The organism is Cupriavidus ulmosensis, from assembly GCF_977008105.1.
In genome coordinates, this window is the sequence record NZ_CDRMWP010000002.1 from 3,012,525 (window position 1) to 3,031,919 (window position 19,395).

A 19,395-nucleotide genomic window follows, 5' to 3' on the forward strand; every position below is an offset into this window, starting at 1 on the left:
CAGTTTTAAGAAAATTCACCAGCCTCATTGAGAATTCACCCCCCATCGGCGCGCAGGCGATTGATTTACGTTGGTACCGGTCAGCCACCCACGGGACCAGCAAAGACCATGAACACCGCCTATCGCATCATCTGGAGCCAAGCCGCCGGCACATGGGTGCCGGTCCCCGAACATGCCGCGTCGAAGGGCAAGCCGGCGCAGCCCGGCCGCGCGCTGCGCCGCGCGCTGGCGGGCGCCGCCGCGGCGCTGTGCGTGGGCGGCACGCCGGCGGCGGACCTGGCCGACACTCGGATCGTCGGCAATTCCAACCACACGCCCGGCCTCGAACTGGGCCCGGGCGACGCCGTGCGCCTGTACGAGCAGTCCGGCACCAACACCGGCAAGAGCGGTATCGTCACCACCGGCCACGCCAGCCCTGGCGCGCGCGTCTCGGGCGGCGCCAGCCTGGTGCTGGAGCACGCCAATGTCGCAACCGGCGGCCCCGACGCCACCGGCATCGAGGTCCTCGGCGCCGGCTCCCGGGCGAGCATGACCGGCAGCGAACTGACGACCAGCGCCGGCATCGGCGCCAGCGTCTCCGGCGGCGCCAGCCTGTCGCTGGCGCGCACCGGCTTTCGCACCGCGCTGACCGGCCTGTCGGTCGACGGCGCCGGCTCACTGGCCACGCTCACGGACGCCAGCATCGCCACCACGCAATACGGCGCCCACGGCATCAACGTCACGGGCGGCGGCAGGGCCATCCTGACCGACACCGACGTCACCACCGCCGGCCTCACCGCGCACGGCATCCGCGCCAGCGGCACCGGCTCCGAGGCCGTCGTGCGCGGCGGCACGATCGCCACCGGCGGCATCGCCCTGTCCGCCTCCGGCGGCGGCGCCATCCACGCCACCGGCAGCACCCTCAGCAACAGCTCCCTCCTCGCCACCACCGTGCAGAGCATGGACGCCGGGTCGAGCGTGACGCTGGACGACGTGCGTATCAGCCAGAACGGCAGCGGCGCGGCGGCGGCCACGGTCGGCACGGGCGCCAGCCTGTCCATCAAGGGCGGCGCGATCAGCGCCGGCGGCGCCAATGCCAAGGGCGTCACGGTGGCGCCCGACCCGTCCGCGCAGGCCGCGCGCCTGGCGATCGAGGGCACGCGCATCGAGGTCGCCCAGGATGCGAGCAACGGCTACGGCGTGCACGTCGGCGGCCACGCGGCGGTCAGCCTGAAGCAGGCCGATATTGTCACGCGGGGCGTCAACGGCTCGGGCCTCTGGCAGACCTCCAGCCTCGCCGACACCACCTTGACCGACACCACGGTGCACACGTTCGGTGCCGGCGCGGCCGGCGTCGTCGGCTATCGCGGCCTCATCCGCATGGACGGCGGCAGCGTCACCACCGAGGCACGGGACGCGCATGGCCTCTATGCCGCCAACGGCGCCCAGATACGCGCCAGCGGCACCGCCATCCTGGTGCGGGGACAAGACAGCTACGGCGTCTTCGCCGTCCAGGCTGCGCGCGTGGCGCTGGCCGGCGCCACGGTGCGCAGCGAACTCGGCGGCGGCCTGGTCAGCCTGGCGACCGTGGCGGGCGTGCACGGCACCATCGAGGTGGCCGGCAGCACGGTGGATGCGCCCAATGGCATCGCGCTGGCCACCGTGGGCGGCTCGGCGACGGTCGACCTGAGCCACAGTACGGTGAGCGGCGCCATGCTGATGCATGTCGGCGACGCCGTGTGGAAGGATGCCGGCGGCAACGTCGTCGAGACCATCGAGGCCGGCACCATCGACGTCAACGCACGCAACAATACCTATCTCAGCGGCGCCGGCGGGGTGCGCGTGGACAGCGGCACGCTGAACCTGAACCTGGAACGTTCGGCGCTGGCCGCCGACATCCGCGTCACCGGCATCGGCGCGGCGCCGGCCGTCGCCAATGTGAGCCTCGCCGCAGGCTCATTGTTCGCCGGCGCCGCCATCGGCGCGGGGCAGGTCACGGTGGACGGCAGCAGCACATGGCGCGTGACGGGCGACTCGACCGTGGCCGGCATTGCCAGCGCCGGCACCGTTGCCTTCGATCCGGCCGGCGGCTTCAAGACGCTGACCGCCGGCAGCTATGCCGGCGGGCCGGGCGGCGGGTCGGGCGGCAGCAGCGGCACGCTGGCCATGCACGCCGCGCTGGGCGGCGACGGCTCCCCCTCCGACAAGCTCGTGATCGACGGCGGCCGCGCCAGCGGCAGCACCGCCGTGCTCGTCAGCAACGCGGGCGGCCAGGGCGGGCAGACCGTCGGCGGCATCCTGCTGGTCGAGGCGGTGCGCGGCGGCACCACCGACGCCGGCGCCTTCCACCTCGCGCGCGAGGTGCGCGCCGGCGCCTACGACTACCGGCTGTTCCGCGGCGGCGCGCAGGGCGAGGCCGCGCAGGCGGAGAACTGGTACCTGCGCAGCACCTTCGAGTACGGCGGCATCGAGCACCCCGACGAATCCGGCAGCACGCCGCCCGGCCTGGTCAAGCCGTCGCCGCAGGCCATCGTCGGCCCCGAGCTGTCAGTCTATGGCGCGGCCATGCCGACCGCGGCGCGCATCGGCCAGCTCACGCTGGGCACGCTGCACGAGCGCGCCGGCGAGCAGGAGAACCTGCGCGCGGACGCCGCGAACACTACGGACGCCACGGACGTCGCGGCCACCGGCAAGATCCGCAACGGCCACTGGGGCCGCCTGTTCGGCAGCGCCTACAAGGATCGCTACGGCGGCCTCGGCAACCCGGCCGCTTCGGCCACCATCGCCGGTTTCCAGGTCGGCGCCGATCTCTATCACCACCAGCACGACGATGGCCGGCGCGACCATGCCGGCCTCTACGTCGGCGCCGCGCATGCCAGCGGCGGCGTCGACGGTACCGTCACCAATGCCGGCGCCACCGCCTACGAGCGCCAGCGCACCGGCCACCTCAAGGTCGACGGTGCCAGCGCCGGCGCGTACTGGACCCACTACGGCGCGACCGGCTGGTACGGCGACGCGGTCCTGCAGCTCACGTCCTACAGCGGCACCGCCTCCACCAGCCGCACCGCGATCGGCGTGGACGGCTACGGCGTGGCGGCCTCGCTCGAAGGCGGCTATCCGCTGCAACTGCGGCCCGGCTGGAGCCTGGAGCCGCAGGCGCAGCTGATCTACCAGCGCGTCAGGCTCAACAACACGACGGACGCCTTCTCGACCATCGGCCTGGGCACCAGCAACAGCGTGCTCGGACGGCTCGGCGCACGGCTGCAGTTCACCCGCAGGCAAGGCGACAAGCTGCTGCAGCCATACATGCGCGCGAACCTGTGGTCAACGCTGTCGGGCGCGAACAGCACCGTGGACTACGGCGGCATGGACCGCATCCAGACCCGCGCGGGCGGTCACTGGGGCCAGCTCGGCCTGGGCATCACCGCCAGGATCAGCAGGCAGGCCAGCGTGTTCGGCAACGTCGACGGGATGTTCCCGCTGGAAGGCGGGGAGAAGAGCCACGCCGGCGTGCAGGGCGTGGTCGGTTTCCGCATGAACTGGTGACGGCGGCGCTGGCGGCGGCACCGCGCCGCCGCCAGCCCGCTCCGTGCTGGCTTAATCCGCCTGCACGCCGGCCGCCTTGATGATGGGCGACCACTTCTCGATTTCCGACTGCAGCCACGTGCGCAGGCCCTCCGGGGTCTGCTTGTCCTCGGGCACGATCTCCGCGCCCAGCTCGGCCAGGCGGGCGGCCACGGCCGGGTCCTTGAGGCCGGCGCGCATCGCCGCGTTGAGCCGGTCGATCACCGCCGGCGGGGTGCCGCGCGGGGCGTAGACGCCGTGCCACACCTTCACCTCGAAGCCCTTGAGCCCGCCCTCGGACAGCGTGGGCGTGTTGGGCAGCGCCTTGATGCGCTGGGTGGTGGTCACGCCGTAGAGCTTGACCTTGTCGGCCTTGATATGGGGCAGCGTCTGCGTGGTCTGGTCGCACAGGATGTCGACCTGCCCGCCCAGCAGCGCCGTCAGCGCGGGCGCCGTGCCCTGGTACGGGATCGCGGTCAGGTCCACGCCGATGGCCTTCTGGAACAGCATGCCGCACAGTTGCGACACCGCGCCGAGGCCCGCGTTGGCCAGGTTGAGCTTGCCCTGGTTCTGGCGGATGTAGGCCACCAGCTCCGGCAGGGTCCTGGGCGGCAGGTCGTGGCGGCCCAGCAGGGTCATCGGCACGTCCGCCACCTGGCCGACGAAGCTGAAGTCCGTCAGCGGCTTGTACGGCAGCTTGCTGTACAGCGCCGGCGCGGTGGCCATGCCGTTGTGATGGATCAGGATGGTGTAGCCGTCCGGCGCGGCCTTGGCCACGTAGGCGGCGGAAACGGTACCGCCGGCGCCGAGCCGGTTCTCGATCACCACGCTCTGGCCGAGGTTCTTCGACATGGCCGCGGCCAGCGTGCGCGCCACCACGTCGGTCGGGCCGCCCGCGGCGAACGGCACCACCATCGTGATCGGCCTGGACGGATAGGCGTCGGCCGCGCGCGCCGCGCACGGCAGCGCCAGCGCCGCCGCCAGCCCGAGCGCGGCCAGCGCCATCGCGCGCCGGGGCGCCGGTCCCGCCATGCCGCCCCCGCTCTTGCCTTTGCCCTCGTCCCTGTCCTCGCTCCCGCCATTGCCGCCGGTCCGCCATCCTTGCCGTTGTGTCTTGCTGTGTGCCATTGCCTGTGTCTCCTATGGTTGATATGTCCGGCCGGCCTGGTACGGGGCGGCGATGCGGCCGGCGTTGCCTGCGTCGGCCCGGGACCGGGCGCGCGGCTTTCTGGTTGTGGCGCCAAGCGTGGCGGCAAAGCGCCACAGCGGCAATACGGATTTCCCGAAGGGTGAGCAAGGCGCGCTGGAAGGAGCGGGGGCGAGGGGTGGGGGTAAAGCAACGGGCGCACGGCAGGCGGGGCCCCGGACGCCCCGGCGAAGGTGGTGCCGGCGCCGCCCCGGCGGCGCGGGAAGGCGCCCCGCGCCACCGCTTCCGGGGGCGCTAAGCCGCTCTTTCGCAAATCCGAATTACGGCGGGAAGGGGCCTCGGGAATAATGGCCGCAAGCTAAATCCGATAACGGGGCATTTTTCATGTTCGCAGAGCAGACGCACGACCAGCCGTATCCCGACATCCGCGAAGCCGTGCGTGCGCTATGCACGGGCTTCGACTCCGCCTACTGGCAGCGCGTGGAAGAGCAGAACGCCTTCCCCGAGGAGTTCGTGCAGGCATTGACCAAGGCCGGCTGGCTGTCGGCGCTGATCCCCGAGGAATACGGCGGCTCCGGCCTGCCGCTGACCGCGGCCTCCGTCATCATGGAGGAAATCAACCGCACCGGCGGCAACTCCGGCGCCTGCCACGGCCAGATGTACGTGATGGGCTGCCTGCTGCGCCACGGCTCGGCCGAGCAGAAGCAGCGCTGGCTGCCCGGCATCGCCTCGGGCGAGCTGCGCATGCAGTCGATGGCCGTGACCGAGCCGACCACCGGCACCGACACCACCAAGCTCAAGACCACGGCCGAGAAGAAGGGCGACCGCTACGTCATCAACGGCCAGAAGGTGTGGATCTCGCGCGTGCAGCACTCCGACCTGATGCTGCTGCTGGCGCGCACCACGCCGCTGGACCAGGTCAAGCGCAAGTCCGAGGGCCTGTCGGTATTCGTGGTGGACCTGCGCGAGGCCATCGGCAAGGGCCTGACCGTGCGCCCGATCCGCAATATGGTCAACCACGAGACCAACGAGCTGTTCTTCGACAATCTGGAAGTGCCGGCCGAGAACCTGATCGGCGAGGAAGGCAAAGGCCTCAAGTACATCCTCGACGGCCTCAACGCCGAGCGCATCCTGATCGCCGCGGAGTGCATCGGCGACGGCTACTGGTTCATCGAGCGCGCCAGCAACTACGCGCGCGACCGCATCGTGTTCGACCGCCCGATCGGCCAGAACCAGGGCGTGCAGTTCCCGATCGCGCGCGCCTACGTCAACGTGGAGGCCGCCAGCCTGATGCGCTACAAGGCCGCCGCGCTGTTCGACGCCGGCAAGGCCTGCGGCAAGGAAGCCAACATCTCCAAGCTGCTGGCCGCCGATGCCTCGTGGGAAGCGGCCAACGTCTGCCTGCAGACGCACGGCGGCTTCGGCTTCGCCGCCGAGTACGACATCGAGCGCAAGTTCCGCGAGACGCGCCTGTACCAGGTGGCGCCGATCTCCACCAACCTGATCCTGTCCTACGTGGCCGAGCACGTGCTCGAGCTGCCGCGTTCGTTCTGAGGATCGCGCCCATGTTCGCTTCGCACCAGGGCATCCGCCCGCTCGACGGCATCCGCGTGGTCTCGCTCGAGCACGCCGTGGCCGCGCCGTTCGCCACGCGCCAGCTCGCCGACCTCGGCGCGCGCGTGATCAAGGTGGAGCGCCCCGGCGTGGGCGACTTCGCGCGCGGCTACGACGAGACCGTCAACGGCCAGGCCTCGCACTTCGTCTGGCTCAACCGCGGCAAGGAAAGCCTCACGCTCGACCTCAAGCACGACGAAGCGCAGGCCGTGCTGCACCGCCTGCTGGCCGACGCCGACGTGCTGGTGCAGAACCTCGCCCCCGGCGCCGCCGCGCGCATGGGGCTGGACTTCGACACCCTGCACCCGCGCTACGGCAAGCTCATCGTCTGCGACATCTCCGGCTACGGCGACGCCGGCCCCTACCGCGACAAGAAAGCCTACGACCTGCTGATCCAGGCCGCCGCCGGCCTGATCGGCATCACCGGCGGCGCCGACGAGCCGTCGCGCGCCGGCGTCTCCATCGCCGACATCGCCGCCGGCATGTACGCCTACACCGGCATCCTGTCCGCGCTGCTGCAGCGCGGACGCACCGGCACCGGCCTGCGCGTGGAAGTGACCATGCTGGAAGCGCTCACCGAGTGGATGAACTACGCGCTGTACTTCGGCCACTACGGCGGCAAGGCGCCGGCACGCTTCGGCGCCTCGCACCCGGCCATCGCGCCCTACGGCGTGCACCGCACCGGCGACGGCGGCAGCGTCATCTTCGGCCTGCAGAACGAGCGCGAATGGCAGGCCTTCTGCGAGAAGGTGCTGGACCAGCCCGGCCTGCTCGAGGACGAACGCTTCACCTCCAACTCCGGCCGCGTGAAAAACCGCGCCGAACTCACCGCGCTGATCGAAACCCGCTTCGCGGCGATGACGGTAGCCGAGGTCGAAGCACTGCTCGACGCGGCGCAGATCGCCAACGCGCCGATGAACGACATCGAAGCCGTCTGGAACCATCCGCAGCTTGCCGCGCGCGGGCGGTGGCGGGAAGTGAACAGTCCGGGCGGCGTGATCGGGGCGCTGCTGCCGCCGGCCAATCTCTCCGGCGTCGAGCCGGTGATGGGGGATATACCGGCGCTGGGCGCGCATAGTGCGGCTATTCTTGCTGAATTGGGGTATTCGGAGGGGAGGATTGGGGAGTTGAAGGAGAGGAAGGTGGTTTAGTTTTCTTGGGTTTTGGAGATGCGCTTGTGGCTGTGGGTCTGGCGGCTTGGGTTTTGTGGGTGGGTCATTTGCACTGTTTGGCTTCAAGGTTGGCTTCGGCTTCGAAGTCAACTGCTGAACGTCAAAATCAAAGTCAACTTCAAAGTCAAAGGCTTTCGCTCCCCCGGAGCGACCTACTTTCTTTTCCCCGAAAAGAAAGTAGGCAAAGAAAGCGGGCTGCCTGGCCGGCAGGGGCAGAAACGTTGGGATTGCTTAGGTTGCTGGTTTCGTCGTGGGGTCTGCGGTTCTGCAGGGATTCTGCCGGTACCGGTTTTGGCGGCCACTGTCTCTCGGGTGGTGTTCGATTCGTGGTGGCGCTGCATGATGGCGGAGGTCCAGGCCCTTCGGGCTGCTGCCGCGACCGGGGCGGAGGGGTGCGGCATAGGGACGGTGCTGGATTCGTGGTGGGCGCGGTGGCCCCTGTTCGAGCACGGTGCCGAACAGTTGAAAAGCAATCCCGGTTCCAGCAACCCAACACACCCGCGCTGGATCCACCACGCCCACCACGAAACCAGTGCCGATGCTACGCCGTGACCGCCCAAACCGGTAACGGCAGATGGCCGAACCAGCAGTGTGCCGGCCATCATAGGTCTGACCCCGAAACCCACACCGCCAGCCAGATCGTGGCGAGTCGAACCGGTAACGGCAGGATGCCAGCAGAACCACAGGCCCCACCACGAAACCACCAACAAGAGAAACCCCAACGTTTCTGCCCCTGCCGGCCAGGCAGCCCGCTTTCTTTGCCTACTTTCTTTTCGGGGAAAAGAAAGTAGGTCGCTCCGGGGGAGCGAAAGCCTTTGACTTTGACTTTGATGTTGACTTTGAAGTTGACTTTAAGCCCAAATAACTCTTGACTCTAAGGAAATGCTGATCAATGAGCTTTGCGCGTGATGTTGCTCAGGCTATTGACTTCGGTTTTCGCAATGCGGGAGAGAAAGACCAATTCAGCACGGTTTTTCCCGGGTTTTGCGCCTCTCCTGGCGCGCTTGGCGCGCTCAGCACGGACTGCTCCCCCGTGAGGCCAACAACGGTTTCCTGGCAAGCACCAGATTCGCCAGACCAAACAGGCTGAGCAACTGCGCCGTGTTCTTGACCAGGCCCTTGTAGCGAACCTTACGATGACCAAAGAGATTCTTGATGACGTGGAACGGATGCTCGACCCGCGCCCGAATCTGGGCCTTGGCCCGCTCGACGGCGATCAGCAAGTCCTTGACGGTGCCGTCATGCATCGTCTTAATCTTGCCGCGCTTGACGGCCACCTGCCACTTCACGGACTTGCCTTGCATCTCGTCGCGCTTCTCCACGCCCGTGTAGCCCGCATCGCCAAACGCATGCTCCTCGTGACCATGCAGCAAGGCATGCGCCTGCGACACATCCGACGCGTTCGCTGCAGTGCCCACCACGCTGTGTACCAGCCCCGAAGCCGCATCCACGCCGACATGCGCCTTCATGCCAAAGTGCCATTCATTACCCTTCTTGGTCTGGTGCATCTCCGGGTCGCGGCTCTTCTCCTTGTTCTTGGTCGAAGGTGGCGCCTCGATGATGGTGGCATCCACAATCGTGCCTTCCTTCATCATCAGCCCACGCTCGCACAGCATGATGCCGATCTCGTCGAACAGCTTTCGCGTCAGCTCATGCTCGACGAGCATGCGGCGAAACTTGAGGAGCGTGGTCGCGTCTGGCACCGCTTCGACTGCCAGGTCGATCCCGGCAAACGCCCGCATCGCCACGCTGTCGTACAGCGCGTCTTCCAGTGCCTCGTCCGACAGCCCGTACCACTGCTGCAGGAAGTAAATGCGCAGCATCCGCTCCAGACCGATCGGCGGCCGTCCGCGTTTGCCTTTGGGGTAGTACGGCTCGACCGCCGCAATCAGGCGCGACCACGGCACCACGCTTTCCATCTCCGTCAGGAAGCGCTGGCGGCGCGTCACCCGCTTCTTACCGTGGCTTTCCGCTTCCGCAAAACTGATCTGTCGCTTCATCTCCGACTCATCTCTTGGGCATGCATATGACAACGCTTACAAGCCACCCAACGATGACTTTCGTTCTGAATAAATCAGTCTTTCCCTAAAGTAAAAAACCATCCAAAAACGAACAACCCAGAGCAAAAAAAATGACCCAACAACCCGACACCCAAACCTACCCAACCCGCCAACTCTGCGACTTCCTCGCCACCCTGAAACTAAAACAAATCCCCCAGGAAGTCATAGAAAAAACCAAAGACCTCTTCCTCGACTGGATCGCCTCCGCCATCGCCGGCAAGGACGCCCCCGCCATCCGCAAACTGCAGGAATTCGCCGCGGCGATGGGCCCGCAGCAAGGCCCCTCCGAAGTCTTCGTCGACCGCCGCCGCACCTCCCCGTATTTCGCCGCGCTGATCAACGGCGCGTCCTCCCACGTGGTGGAGCAGGACGACGTGCACAACGGCTCGGTGCTGCACCCGGCCGCGGTGGTGTTCCCGGCGGTGATCGCCGCCGCGCAGGCCGAGGGCAAGAGCGGCGCGGACGTGCTGCTGGCCTCCATCGCCGGCTATGAGGCCGGCATCCGCATCGGCGAGTTCATGGGCCGCTCGCACTACCGCGTATTCCACACCACCGGCACGGTCGGCACGCTGGCGGCCGCGGCGGCGGTGGCCAAGCTGTACGGCATGGATGCCGAGGGCATCAACCAGGCGCTCGGCTCGGCCGGCACGCAGGCCGCCGGCTTGTGGGAGTTCCTGCGCGACGCGGCGGACTCCAAGCAGTTGCACACGGCCAAGGCGGCGGCGGACGGCCTGATGTCTGCGTGGATCGCGCGCGCGGGCTTCACCGGCGCGAAGCGCATCCTGGAGGGCGCGCAGGGCATGGCCGCGGGCATGTCGAGCGACGCCAACCCGGCCGCGCTGACCGATGGCCTGGGCACGCGCTGGGCCACGGCCGAGACCTCGTTCAAGTTCTTCGCCTCGTGCCGCCACACGCATCCGGCGGCCGACGCGCTCAAGGCGCTGATGCTGCGCGAGCAGATCCGCGCGGACCAGATCGCCGCCGTGACCGCGCACGTGCACCAGGGCGCGATCGACGTGCTCGGCCCCGTGACCGATCCCAGGACCATCCACCAGGCCAAGTTCTCGATGGGCACCGTGCTCGGCCTGGTGGCGCTGCACGCGCATGCCGGCCTCGGCGAGTTCGAGGACCACGCCTTGCAGGACGCGCAGGTGGCCGCCTTCCGCGACAAGGTGGAGATGGCGCTCGACGACGAGATCAACGCGGCCTATCCGCGCCAGTGGATCGGCCGCGTCACCGTGCGGACCACCGATGGCCGCACGCTCGGCGCGCGCGTGGACGTGCCCAAGGGCGACCCCGGCAACACGCTGTCGCGCCCGGAGCTCGAAGCCAAGGCGATCCAGCTCGGCGCCTTCCGCCACGGCGCCGGCGAGGCGGAGATGCGCGCCATCATCGCGCGCGTGTGGGCGCTGGAAAAGCAGCCGGACGTCAACGGCTGGCTGCCGCTCGCGCGCTGACGCCTCACCTTCCCGGGAAATACCGATGTCCTCAGTCTCCACCGCCGCCACCGCCATCACCTACCTGTTCGTGCCGGGCGACCGGCCCGAGCGTTTCGACAAGGCCGCCGCCGCCGCGCCCGACGCGCTGATCCTCGACCTCGAGGACGCCGTGCACCCGGACGCCAAGCCGGCCGCGCGCGGCGCCATCGCCGCGTGGCTGCGCGAGCGCGGCGCGCACGCGCACGCCTACGTGCGCATCAACGACGCCAGCTCGCCCGCCTTCGCCGCCGACATGGACTGGCTGCGCGCGCTGCCGCCGGACACGCCGCTGGCCGGCCTGCTGGTGCCCAAGGCCGAAGACCCGGTCGCGCTCGGCGAGATCGCCCAGGCGCTGGCCCAGGTCAACCCGCAGGGCCGCATGGTGGCCATCATCGAAAGCGCGCGCGGGCTGCACGGCGTCGACGCGGTGGCCGCCGCGCCGGGCGTGTCGCGCCTGGCCTTCGGCTCGCTCGACTTCGCCGTGGACCTGGGCTGCGCGCACACGCGCGAAGCGCTGCTGCTGGCGCGCTCGCGCATCGTGCTGGCCGCGCGCGTGGCCGGCCTGCCGCCGCCCGTGGACGGCGTCACCACCGCGCTCAAGGACGAGGCCGTGCTGGCCGACGACGTGGCCCACGCGCGCGCGCTCGGCTTCGCCGCCAAGCTGTGCATCCACCCGGCCCAGCTCGCCGCGGTGCGCGCCGGTTTCCTGCCCACCGCGCAGCAGCTCGACTGGGCGCGGCGCGTGCTGGCCGCCACCGCCAGCGGCAGCCACGCGGTGCAGGTCGACGGCAAGATGGTCGACCGCCCCGTCATCGAACAAGCCCGGCGCCTGCTCGCGCTCGCCGGCCACCCCGAAACCCAGCAAGCCAATCCGTCATGACCCAGCTCGAACACCTGCGCACCTGGATCGGCCGCAGCGAAAGCCGCACCGAGACCCTTTCCCCCGAACCCGTGATCGGCCTGGCCGCCACGCTCGACCTCGACGCCGACGCGCTCGTGCGCGGCCCGCTGCCGCCGCTGTGGCACTGGCTGTATTTCCTGCCGCGCGCGCCACAGCGCGAGCTCGGCCGCGACGGCCACCCCGCGCTGGGCGGCTTCATGCCGCCGGTGCCGCTGCCGCGCCGCATGTGGGCCGGCGGCGAGCTCGACTTCAAACGCGCGCTGCGCGTGGGCGACACCGTCACGCGCACCTCCACCGTGCGCAACGTCGAATACAAGACCGGCCGCAGCGGCGAGCTGTGGTTCGTCACCGTGGAGCACGTGCTCACCGTCGGCGGCGAGACCGCGCTGACCGAGCGCCACGACCTGGTCTACCGCGCCATGCCCGAGCCCGGCCAGCCGCTGCCGCCGCGCCCGCGCCTGGCGCACGCACCGACGTGGCAGCGCCAGCTCCAGGCCGGCCCGGTCATGCTGTTCCGCTTCTCGGCGCTGACCTTCAACGGCCACCGCATCCACTACGACCACGACTACGTGCGCGACGTGGAAGGCTATCCCGGGCTGGTGGTGCACGGCCCGCTGCAGGCCGTGCTCACGCTCGACCTGCTGGCGCGCGAGATGCCGGCGGCCAAGGTGCGCCGCTTCGGCTTCCGCGGGCTGGCGCCGCTGTTCCACCACGACACCGTGACCGTGGGCGGCGCGCCGGACGCCGCCACGCCCGGCAGGATCGCGCTGTGGACCGGCGACGACGCCGGCAGCCAGGCGATGGAAGCCTGGGCCGAGGTGGAGGCCTGACGGGAGGGACGACGCAGGCTGACCGGCGCGGCACACCAATACAACATCGGGATCAGCGGGGAACCACGATAAATGGAGACTTCCTATGCATGCATCCCGAAAGGCCGGGCGGCGCGCCCGCCGCCTCGCCGCCTGCGGCGCCATCGCCGTGCTCTGCGCCGTGTCCGCGCGGGCGCAGCCGCCCTATCCGGCGCGGCCCGTCACGCTGATCGTCCCCTACGCGGCGGGCGGCACCACCGACGTGGTGGCGCGCCAGTTCGCCGTGGCCCTGCAACGGGCGCTCGGCCAGAACGTGATGGTGGAAAACAAGCCCGGCGTCTCGGGCACGATGGGCGCGATGGCCATCAGGCAGGCCCGGCCCGACGGCTACACGCTCGCCGTCATGCCGGTCACGGTGTTCCGCCAGCCCTTCATCCAGAAGACCACCTTCGACCCGGCGCGTGACTTCACCTACCTCGCGCGCATCACCGGCTATACCTTCGGCGCGGTGGTGCGCGCCGATTCGCCGTGGCGGGACTGGCATGACTTCCTCGCCGCCGCGCGCGCACGGCCCGGCACGCTCGGCTACGGCTCGCCTGGCCAGTTCTCCTCGCCGCACCTCACCATGATGGAACTGGCCGGCAAGGAAAACCTGGCCGTCAACCACGTGCCGTTCAAGGGCGACGCCGACTGCATCAACTCGCTGATGGGCAACCACGTGCAACTGTGCGCCGCGGGCAACTCGGCCGGCACGCTGGTGGACGCCGGCAAGCTGCGCTGGCTCAACCTGTGGACCGCGCAGCGCTCGTCGCGCTGGCCCGGCGTGCCCACGCTGCGCGAACTCGGCTACGACATCGTCTCCAATTCGCCGTACGGCGTGGCCGGGCCGAAAGACATGGACCCGCACGTGGTGCGCATCCTCGAAGCCGCGCTCAAACGCGCCGCCGAGGACCCGCAGCACCTCGCCGCGCTCAGGCAGCAGGACCAGGACCTGATGTACCTCGACAGCACAGGCTACACGCGCTACGCCATGCAGCAGATCGCAAGCGAGAAGGCGCTGGTGGAACGGCTTGGCATCAAGGCGGACTGACCTGGCGGTTTGCGGGGGCGCGTGGTGGTGCGTGATGCTGTCGTGCCGGGGGGCGGGAACTGGTGCTTCTTGCGGAGCGAGCGTCTTCGCTCTTGCCGGCGCTCGCCCTCTCCCCCGGCCCCTCTCCCGCGCGCGGGAGAGGGGAGCAAACCGGTGGTATGCATTAGCGCATTGGGGGTCGTTCGCTCTTGCTGGATGCAAACCACCACACGGCAGGCACGACACCAGAGATCACCTGCTACGCATGTTGTCTCCCCTCTCCCGCCTGCGGGAGAGGGGCCGGGGGAGAGGGCCAGGCGCCGCCACGAAGTCACCGCCACCGCGAACCGCAACCCGCGCTTCCCCGCCAGATAAAAAACGGCAGCAAAAAAAGCGGCCCACCAGAGCCGCTTTCCTCCCAGCAACACAAACTCAGCGCATCCTCACTCCACCTGGATCTTCGCCGTCTTCACCACGCCGCCCCACAAGGCCAGTTCCTTCTGGATACGGTCCGACAGCGGCTTCGGCCCGGTGATGTTGAGGTCGTAGCCGCCCTGCGTCATGCGCTGCTGGAAAGCCGGATCGTCGCCGATCGCCTTCTGCGCCTTGACCAGCTTGTCCACCACCTCGGCGGGCAGCCTGGGCGGCCCCACCAGCGCGTACCAGCCGGTGACGTCGTAGTTCTTCAGGCCGGACTCGATCATGGTCGGCACGTTGGGCAGCGCGGCGTTGCGGGCCTTCGACGTGACCGCCAGCGCGCGCACCTTGCCGCCCTGGATATAGCCGATGGCGGTGCCGGTGATGTCGAACATGAACGTCACCTTGCCGCCGATCACGTCGGCCATCGCCGGCGAGTTGCCCTTGTACGGCACGTGCAGCATCTTCACGCCGCCCATCTCCGCCAGCAGTTCCGCCGACAGGTGGTTGGAGGCGCCCACGCCGGCCGAGCCGAAGCTCACGCCTTCGGGATGCTTGCGCGCGTAGTCCACCAGCTCGCCCACGTCCTTGGCGGGGAATTCCTTGTTGATGAGCAGGACGTTGGTGTAATCGGTGATCAGGCCGATGTAGCTGAAGTCCTTGGTCGGGTTGAAGTTCACCGACTTCTGGATCAGCGGCGTCATGGTCATGGTCGGGCTGGCCACGAAGTACAGCGTGTAGCCGTCCGGCGTGGACTTCGCGGTCAGGTCGGCGGCGATGGCGCCGCTGGCGCCGGCGCGGTTGTCCACCACCACCGGCTGCTTGAGCACGCGGCCGAGGTAGTCGGCGTAGATGCGCGCGGCGGTATCGACCGGGCCGCCGGGCGCGTAGCCCACCAGCAGCTTGACCGGGCGCGCCGGGTAGGCGTCGGCCCAGGCGGCGCCGTGCGCCGCGGCCAGCAGCAGGCCGGCCATCATCCATCGTTTCATCGTGTCTCCTCCTTCTTGTGTTTGCGCCGGCGCGCGTTCAGGCCGCCGCCGCGTTGCCCTCCACCAGGGCGCGCAGCGGCTGCTTGAGCAGCTTGCCGCTGGCGGTGGTGGGAATGGTCTCGATCACGCGCACCTGCGCGGGCCGCTTGTACGGCGCCAGGCTCTCGCGCAGGTAGGCCTGCAGCGCGGGCACGTCGAGCGTGGTGCCGGGCTGGGTTTCGATAAAGGCCACCACTTCCTCGTTGCCGTCGGCGGCCGCGCGGCCCACCACGGCGGACTGGCGCACGCCGGGGAAGGCATTGATGACCGATTCCACCTCGATCGGGTAGACGTTGAAGCCCGAGCGGATGATCAGGTCCTTCGAGCGGCCGACGATGAACAGCGCGCCGTCCGCGTCGAGATAGCCCAGGTCGCCGGTGTTGAGCCAGCCGCCGGGCAGCAGCGCCTCGGCGGTCTGCCCGGCGTTGCGGAAATAGCCGCGCATCACGCCGGGCCCGCGCACGCGGATCTGGCCGCGCTCGCCGGGCGGCATCGGCTGGCCCTGCTCGTCGGTGATGGCGATCTCCACGCCTTCGACGATGTAGCCGGCCGAGCAGTCCGCGCGCGGCGCGTCCTTGCGCGTGATGAACAGCGAGCCGGCGTACTCCGTGATGCCGTAGCCGTGGTGCAGCGGCTGGCCGAACCACGCCTCAGTGTCGCGCTTGAGCGTGGGGTCCAGCGGCGCGCCGCCGGTGTACAGGTAGCGCAGGCGCGGGAAGGCCGTGGCGCCGGTCTGGCCGGTGCGCGCGGTCATCTCGCGCGCCAGCGCCATGATGCGCGTGAACATGGTCGGCACGCCCTGCAGCATGGTGAGGCCGGGCGAGCGCAGCGCCGCGAACACGTCGGCCGCGTCGAAGCGCGGGCGCATCACCAGGCTGGCGCCGGCATAGAGCGTGGCCATCAGCACCGTGGCGATGCCGAAGATATGCGACAGCGGCAGCGCGCCGTAGGCGATGTCGTCCGGGCCGAGGTCGCGCGAGGTGGCGGAGATGCGCGCGAACACCGTCAGGCCCGCGTGCGGCACCATCACGCCCTTGGGCGCGCCGGTGGTGCCCGAGGTATAGATCAGCGTGGCGATGTCGCGCGCCTCGGCGGCGTCCACGCGCTGCGGCGCGTGCTCCGCGCGCAGCACCGTGAAGTTCGGGTCGAGCGCGGCGCAGTCCGACGGCTGCGCGCCGAGGCGGGCCGCGTGCGCGGCGGCCACGTCGGACACGTTGCTGGTGAAGAAGGTCAGCAGCGGCTCCGCATGCGCGCGGATGCCGTCGATCTCGCGCGGCGAGAGCCGCGCGTTGACCTGGATCGGCCACGCATGCAGCGTGCTGCACGCAAACAGCATGACCACCATCTCGGTGCAGTTCTCGCCCACCACCATCACGCGGTCGCCCTGGCCCACGCCGCGCGCGGCCAGCCAGTCGCGCGCGGCGGCGATGCGCTGCCACAGCGCGCCGTAGCTCAGGATCCCGCCGGCCAGGTGCAGACAGGGTGCGTCGGGCGCGCGCTCGGCCCAGTGCTTGGGGATGTCGTGGATGAACTCAGGGCGGAAGGAAGACATGATGCGGGCGATGTAATGCGGATGACGCTGACAGGAGGAAGCCGGCGCCGCGAAGCGCCGGCCACGGGCAAAGCTACTGGTCCAGATGGATGCCGGCCGACTTGATCAGCCCGTCCCACTTCTGGTACTGGCTGCGCATGTAGGCGCCAAACTGCGCCGGCGTGGACGGGAACGGCACCGTGCCCTGCGCCGCCAGCCGCGCCGCCAGCTCGGGCTGCGCCAGCGCGGCCACGATCTCGGCATTGAGGCGGTCGACCACCGCCGGCGGCGTGTTGGCCGGCGCGGCCACGCCGAACCACGCGGTCAGCTCGTAGCCGGGCACGCCCGCGGCGGCCAGCGTGGGCACGCCGGGCAACTGGTCCGACGCCTTCGCGGTGGTCACGCCGAGCGCGCGCACGCGGCCGTCGCGCACATAGGGCAGCGCCGTGGAAATGCTGTCGAACATCATGGTCAGGCGCCCGCCGATCAGGTCGGTCATGGCCGGCGCGCTGCCCTTGTACGGCACGTGGTCGATGCGCACGCCCGCCATGTGGGTAAACAACTCGCCCGCCAGGTGCGAGGACGAGCCGTTGCCGAACGAGCCATAGCTCAGCTTGCCGGGCTCGCGCTTGGCCAGCGCGATCAACTCGGCCACGTTGCGCGCGGGCACCGACGGGTGCACCACCAGCACGTTGGGCAGGTAGGCCACCGACGCCACCGGCGCGAAATCCTTGAGCGGGTCGTAGCCCGGCTTGTCGTACAGGCTCTTGTTGACGGCCAGCGAGCCGAAGGTGCCGAAGAACAGCGTGTAGCCATCGGCCGGCGCGCGCGCCACCGACACCGCAGCGATATTGCCGCCCGCGCCGGGCCGGTTCTCGATCACCACCGGCTGGCCCAGCCGCACCGACAGCGCATGGCTGATCTCGCGCGCCAGCAGGTCGGTGGCGCCGCCCGGCGGAAAAGGCACGACCAGCCGCACCGGCTTGTCGGGATAAGCCGCGAACGCGCTCGCGGCGGCCAGCAGTCCGCCGCATAGCGCGAGCAGCCTGGTGCATCGTTGGGTCCAGCGTGACATGCGCCTGTCTCCTCGGCGTGATTTCTGTTTTGTGCTGCGATGGCACGGCGCCAGTTTGGGCCAGCCGCCGCGGGCACGCCATTTGGATTTGGCTAAGGCCGCCTTCAGGCTGGCGTGAATGGCATGCTCCGCCATCCGCGCACTGGGGGAAACCCTTGTCAGGAATGCAGGGACAACAGCCGCACAACGCTTTGTGCCTGCCGAAGTGCGGCTTTGCCATTGCGGAAACTCCGAACCACGCGCCGCACATAGAATCGTCTCACCGTATCGTGGAGGCAGCCGCGTTGCGCCGGCATGCCGCCGCCGCGACGCGGCCAGCCTTCCCAACCGAGGGGACAAGCAGATGGATTTGCGTTTCAACGCCGCGGAGCAGTCGTTCCGCGAAGAGGTTCGGACCTTCGTGCAGGCCAGCCTGCCGGCGGACATCCGCGACAAGGTGCTGGCCCACCAGCGCGTGGAGAAGGACGACTACGTGCGCTGGCACCGCGTGCTGCACGCGCACGGCTGGGGCGCGCCGACATGGCCGAAGCAATGGGGCGGCACCGGCTGGACGCCGCTGCAGCGCCTGATCTTCGAGATCGAGACCTTCCGCGCCGGCGCGCCGCGCCTGCTGCCGTTCGGCCTGACCATGATCGGCCCGGTGCTGATGAAGTACGCCAGCCCCGAGCACCAGGAACGCTTCCTGCCGCGCATCCCCACGGTGGAAGACTTCTGGTGCCAGGGCTATTCGGAACCGGGCTCCGGCTCGGACCTGGCCTCGCTCAAGACGCGCGCGGTGCGCCACGGCGACCGCTACATCGTCAATGGCCAGAAGACCTGGACCACGATGGCGCATTTCGCCGACTGGATCTTCTGCCTGGTGCGCACCGACACCGAGGCCAAGGCGCAGGAAGGCATCTCCATGCTGCTGATCGACATGAAGACGCCGGGCGTGACGGTGCGCCCGATCGTCACGCTCGACGGCGGCCACGACGTCAACGAAGTGTGGTTCGAGGACGTGGAAGTGCCGGCGGCCAACCTGCTCGGCGAGGAGAACCGCGGCTGGACCTACGCCAAGTACCTGCTCGGCCACGAGCGCACCGGCATCGCCGGCATCGGCCACTGCAACCGCGAACTGCGCCAGCTCAAGCACTACGCCGCGCAGGCCACCGACGGCGCCGGCCGCCCGCTGATCGACGACGTGCGCATGCGCGACAAGATCGCCCGCATCGAGATGGACATCATGGCGCTGGAAATGCTGCTGCTGCGCGTGGCCACGCAGTCCGCCGGCCAGCCCGGCCCCGAGGCCTCCATCGTCAAGATCCGCGGCTCCGAGATCCAGCAGGACCTCGCCATGCTGCAGATGGAAGTGGCCGGCCCCGGCGCGTGGCCGTACTCGCCGCGCTGGCTCGAGGCCGGCGCGACCCCGGCGGACCTGCCGACGCACGCGCCGGCCTGGGCCGCGCCCGCGGCCTCCACCTACTTCGACATGCGCAAGACCTCCATCTACGGCGGCGCCACCGAAGTGCAGAAGAACATCATCTCCAAGATGATCCTGGGTTTCTGAACGCC

Annotated in this window: 14 protein-coding genes; 9 read left to right on the plus strand and 5 right to left on the minus strand. The window is 69.4% G+C overall.

Annotated elements, in window-relative coordinates:
- The first annotated feature begins 108 nt into the window (after window positions 1–108).
- Window positions 109–3,525 (plus strand): autotransporter outer membrane beta-barrel domain-containing protein, encoded by a 3,417-nt coding sequence (locus tag ACWTPI_RS33020; protein ID WP_454733875.1) that lies wholly within the window; start codon window positions 109–111, stop codon window positions 3,523–3,525.
- Between the two features lie 51 nt (window positions 3,526–3,576).
- Here ACWTPI_RS33020 and ACWTPI_RS33025 read toward each other — a convergent pair whose 3' ends face one another.
- The gene (locus tag ACWTPI_RS33025) at window positions 3,577–4,575 is read right to left on the minus strand and encodes a tripartite tricarboxylate transporter substrate-binding protein (RefSeq protein WP_029044358.1); all 999 of its coding nucleotides are present in this window, start codon (window positions 4,573–4,575) and stop codon (window positions 3,577–3,579) included.
- A gap of 499 nt (window positions 4,576–5,074) precedes the next feature.
- On the opposite strand from ACWTPI_RS33025, the gene ACWTPI_RS33030 reads away from it, so the two are divergent.
- Genes ACWTPI_RS33030 through ACWTPI_RS33040 form a run of 3 tightly spaced genes read left to right on the plus strand, consistent with a single transcriptional unit; the run spans window position 5,075 to window position 8,028 of the window.
- Complete coding sequence (locus ACWTPI_RS33030) at window positions 5,075–6,244, plus strand: acyl-CoA dehydrogenase family protein (protein ID WP_020206536.1); 1,170 nt, start codon at window positions 5,075–5,077, stop codon at window positions 6,242–6,244.
- An 11-nt stretch (window positions 6,245–6,255) separates the two neighbouring features.
- Window positions 6,256–7,455, plus strand: a complete 1,200-nt coding sequence (locus tag ACWTPI_RS33035; protein WP_059416154.1) for a CaiB/BaiF CoA transferase family protein — start codon at window positions 6,256–6,258, stop codon at window positions 7,453–7,455.
- 24 nt (window positions 7,456–7,479) lie between these two features.
- On the plus strand, window positions 7,480–8,028 hold the full coding sequence (locus ACWTPI_RS33040; protein WP_454733876.1) for a hypothetical protein: 549 nt from the start codon (window positions 7,480–7,482) through the stop codon (window positions 8,026–8,028).
- Window positions 8,029–8,489: 461 nt separating this feature from the next.
- Here the strand turns inward: ACWTPI_RS33040 and ACWTPI_RS33045 are convergent, their stop codons facing one another.
- On the minus strand, window positions 8,490–9,476 hold the full coding sequence (locus ACWTPI_RS33045) for an IS5 family transposase (RefSeq protein ID WP_454732083.1): 987 nt from the start codon (window positions 9,474–9,476) through the stop codon (window positions 8,490–8,492).
- 131 nt (window positions 9,477–9,607) lie between these two features.
- Here ACWTPI_RS33045 and ACWTPI_RS33050 point away from each other — a divergent pair, with 131 nt between their 5' ends.
- The 4 genes from ACWTPI_RS33050 to ACWTPI_RS33065 all read left to right on the plus strand — a co-directional run bounded on the left by ACWTPI_RS33050 (window position 9,608) and on the right by ACWTPI_RS33065 (window position 13,814).
- Window positions 9,608–10,993 carry an MmgE/PrpD family protein gene (locus ACWTPI_RS33050; RefSeq protein ID WP_454733877.1) on the plus strand — a complete coding sequence of 462 codons (1,386 nt, stop codon included), beginning with the start codon at window positions 9,608–9,610 and terminating at the stop codon, window positions 10,991–10,993.
- 25 nt (window positions 10,994–11,018) lie between these two features.
- On the plus strand, window positions 11,019–11,894 hold the full coding sequence (locus tag ACWTPI_RS33055) for an HpcH/HpaI aldolase/citrate lyase family protein (protein ID WP_454733878.1): 876 nt from the start codon (window positions 11,019–11,021) through the stop codon (window positions 11,892–11,894).
- Entirely contained in the window at window positions 11,891–12,745 is an 855-nt protein-coding gene (locus ACWTPI_RS33060) for an FAS1-like dehydratase domain-containing protein (RefSeq protein WP_454733879.1), read from the plus strand. Before ACWTPI_RS33055 ends, ACWTPI_RS33060 begins: the two co-directional genes overlap by 4 nt.
- A gap of 85 nt (window positions 12,746–12,830) precedes the next feature.
- Complete coding sequence (locus tag ACWTPI_RS33065) at window positions 12,831–13,814, plus strand: tripartite tricarboxylate transporter substrate binding protein (protein ID WP_454733880.1); 984 nt, start codon at window positions 12,831–12,833, stop codon at window positions 13,812–13,814.
- A 422-nt stretch (window positions 13,815–14,236) separates the two neighbouring features.
- Here ACWTPI_RS33065 and ACWTPI_RS33070 read toward each other — a convergent pair whose 3' ends face one another.
- The 3 genes from ACWTPI_RS33070 to ACWTPI_RS33080 form a co-directional block, all read right to left on the minus strand.
- Window positions 14,237–15,199, minus strand: a complete 963-nt coding sequence (locus ACWTPI_RS33070; protein ID WP_454733881.1) for a Bug family tripartite tricarboxylate transporter substrate binding protein — start codon at window positions 15,197–15,199, stop codon at window positions 14,237–14,239.
- Between the two features lie 37 nt (window positions 15,200–15,236).
- Entirely contained in the window at window positions 15,237–16,790 is a 1,554-nt protein-coding gene (locus ACWTPI_RS33075; protein ID WP_454733882.1) for a class I adenylate-forming enzyme family protein, read from the minus strand.
- A gap of 73 nt (window positions 16,791–16,863) precedes the next feature.
- Window positions 16,864–17,844 (minus strand): tripartite tricarboxylate transporter substrate binding protein, encoded by a 981-nt coding sequence (locus tag ACWTPI_RS33080; RefSeq protein ID WP_020202244.1) that lies wholly within the window; start codon window positions 17,842–17,844, stop codon window positions 16,864–16,866.
- Between the two features lie 343 nt (window positions 17,845–18,187).
- Here ACWTPI_RS33080 and ACWTPI_RS33085 point away from each other — a divergent pair, with 343 nt between their 5' ends.
- Window positions 18,188–19,390 carry an acyl-CoA dehydrogenase family protein gene (locus tag ACWTPI_RS33085; protein ID WP_454733883.1) on the plus strand — a complete coding sequence of 401 codons (1,203 nt, stop codon included), beginning with the start codon at window positions 18,188–18,190 and terminating at the stop codon, window positions 19,388–19,390.
- Window positions 19,391–19,395 lie beyond the last annotated feature (5 nt).

Bases quoted from the DNA above. Each gene is read 5' to 3' on its own strand.
- ACWTPI_RS33035 (WP_059416154.1), top strand. From the start codon at position 6,256: ATGTTCGCTTCGCACCAGGGCATCCGCCCGCTCGACGGCATCCGCGTG.
- ACWTPI_RS33065 (WP_454733880.1), top strand. From the start codon at position 12,831: ATGCATGCATCCCGAAAGGCCGGGCGGCGCGCCCGCCGCCTCGCCGCC.
- ACWTPI_RS33025 (WP_029044358.1), bottom strand. From the start codon at position 4,575: ATGGCGGGACCGGCGCCCCGGCGCGCGATGGCGCTGGCCGCGCTCGGG.
- ACWTPI_RS33030 (WP_020206536.1), top strand. From the start codon at position 5,075: ATGTTCGCAGAGCAGACGCACGACCAGCCGTATCCCGACATCCGCGAA.
- ACWTPI_RS33070 (WP_454733881.1), bottom strand. From the start codon at position 15,199: ATGAAACGATGGATGATGGCCGGCCTGCTGCTGGCCGCGGCGCACGGC.
- ACWTPI_RS33075 (WP_454733882.1), bottom strand. From the start codon at position 16,790: ATGTCTTCCTTCCGCCCTGAGTTCATCCACGACATCCCCAAGCACTGG.
- ACWTPI_RS33055 (WP_454733878.1), top strand. From the start codon at position 11,019: ATGTCCTCAGTCTCCACCGCCGCCACCGCCATCACCTACCTGTTCGTG.
- ACWTPI_RS33080 (WP_020202244.1), bottom strand. From the start codon at position 17,844: ATGTCACGCTGGACCCAACGATGCACCAGGCTGCTCGCGCTATGCGGC.
- ACWTPI_RS33050 (WP_454733877.1), top strand. From the start codon at position 9,608: ATGACCCAACAACCCGACACCCAAACCTACCCAACCCGCCAACTCTGC.
- ACWTPI_RS33020 (WP_454733875.1), top strand. From the start codon at position 109: ATGAACACCGCCTATCGCATCATCTGGAGCCAAGCCGCCGGCACATGG.
- ACWTPI_RS33085 (WP_454733883.1), top strand. From the start codon at position 18,188: ATGGATTTGCGTTTCAACGCCGCGGAGCAGTCGTTCCGCGAAGAGGTT.
- ACWTPI_RS33045 (WP_454732083.1), bottom strand. From the start codon at position 9,476: ATGAAGCGACAGATCAGTTTTGCGGAAGCGGAAAGCCACGGTAAGAAG.
- ACWTPI_RS33060 (WP_454733879.1), top strand. From the start codon at position 11,891: ATGACCCAGCTCGAACACCTGCGCACCTGGATCGGCCGCAGCGAAAGC.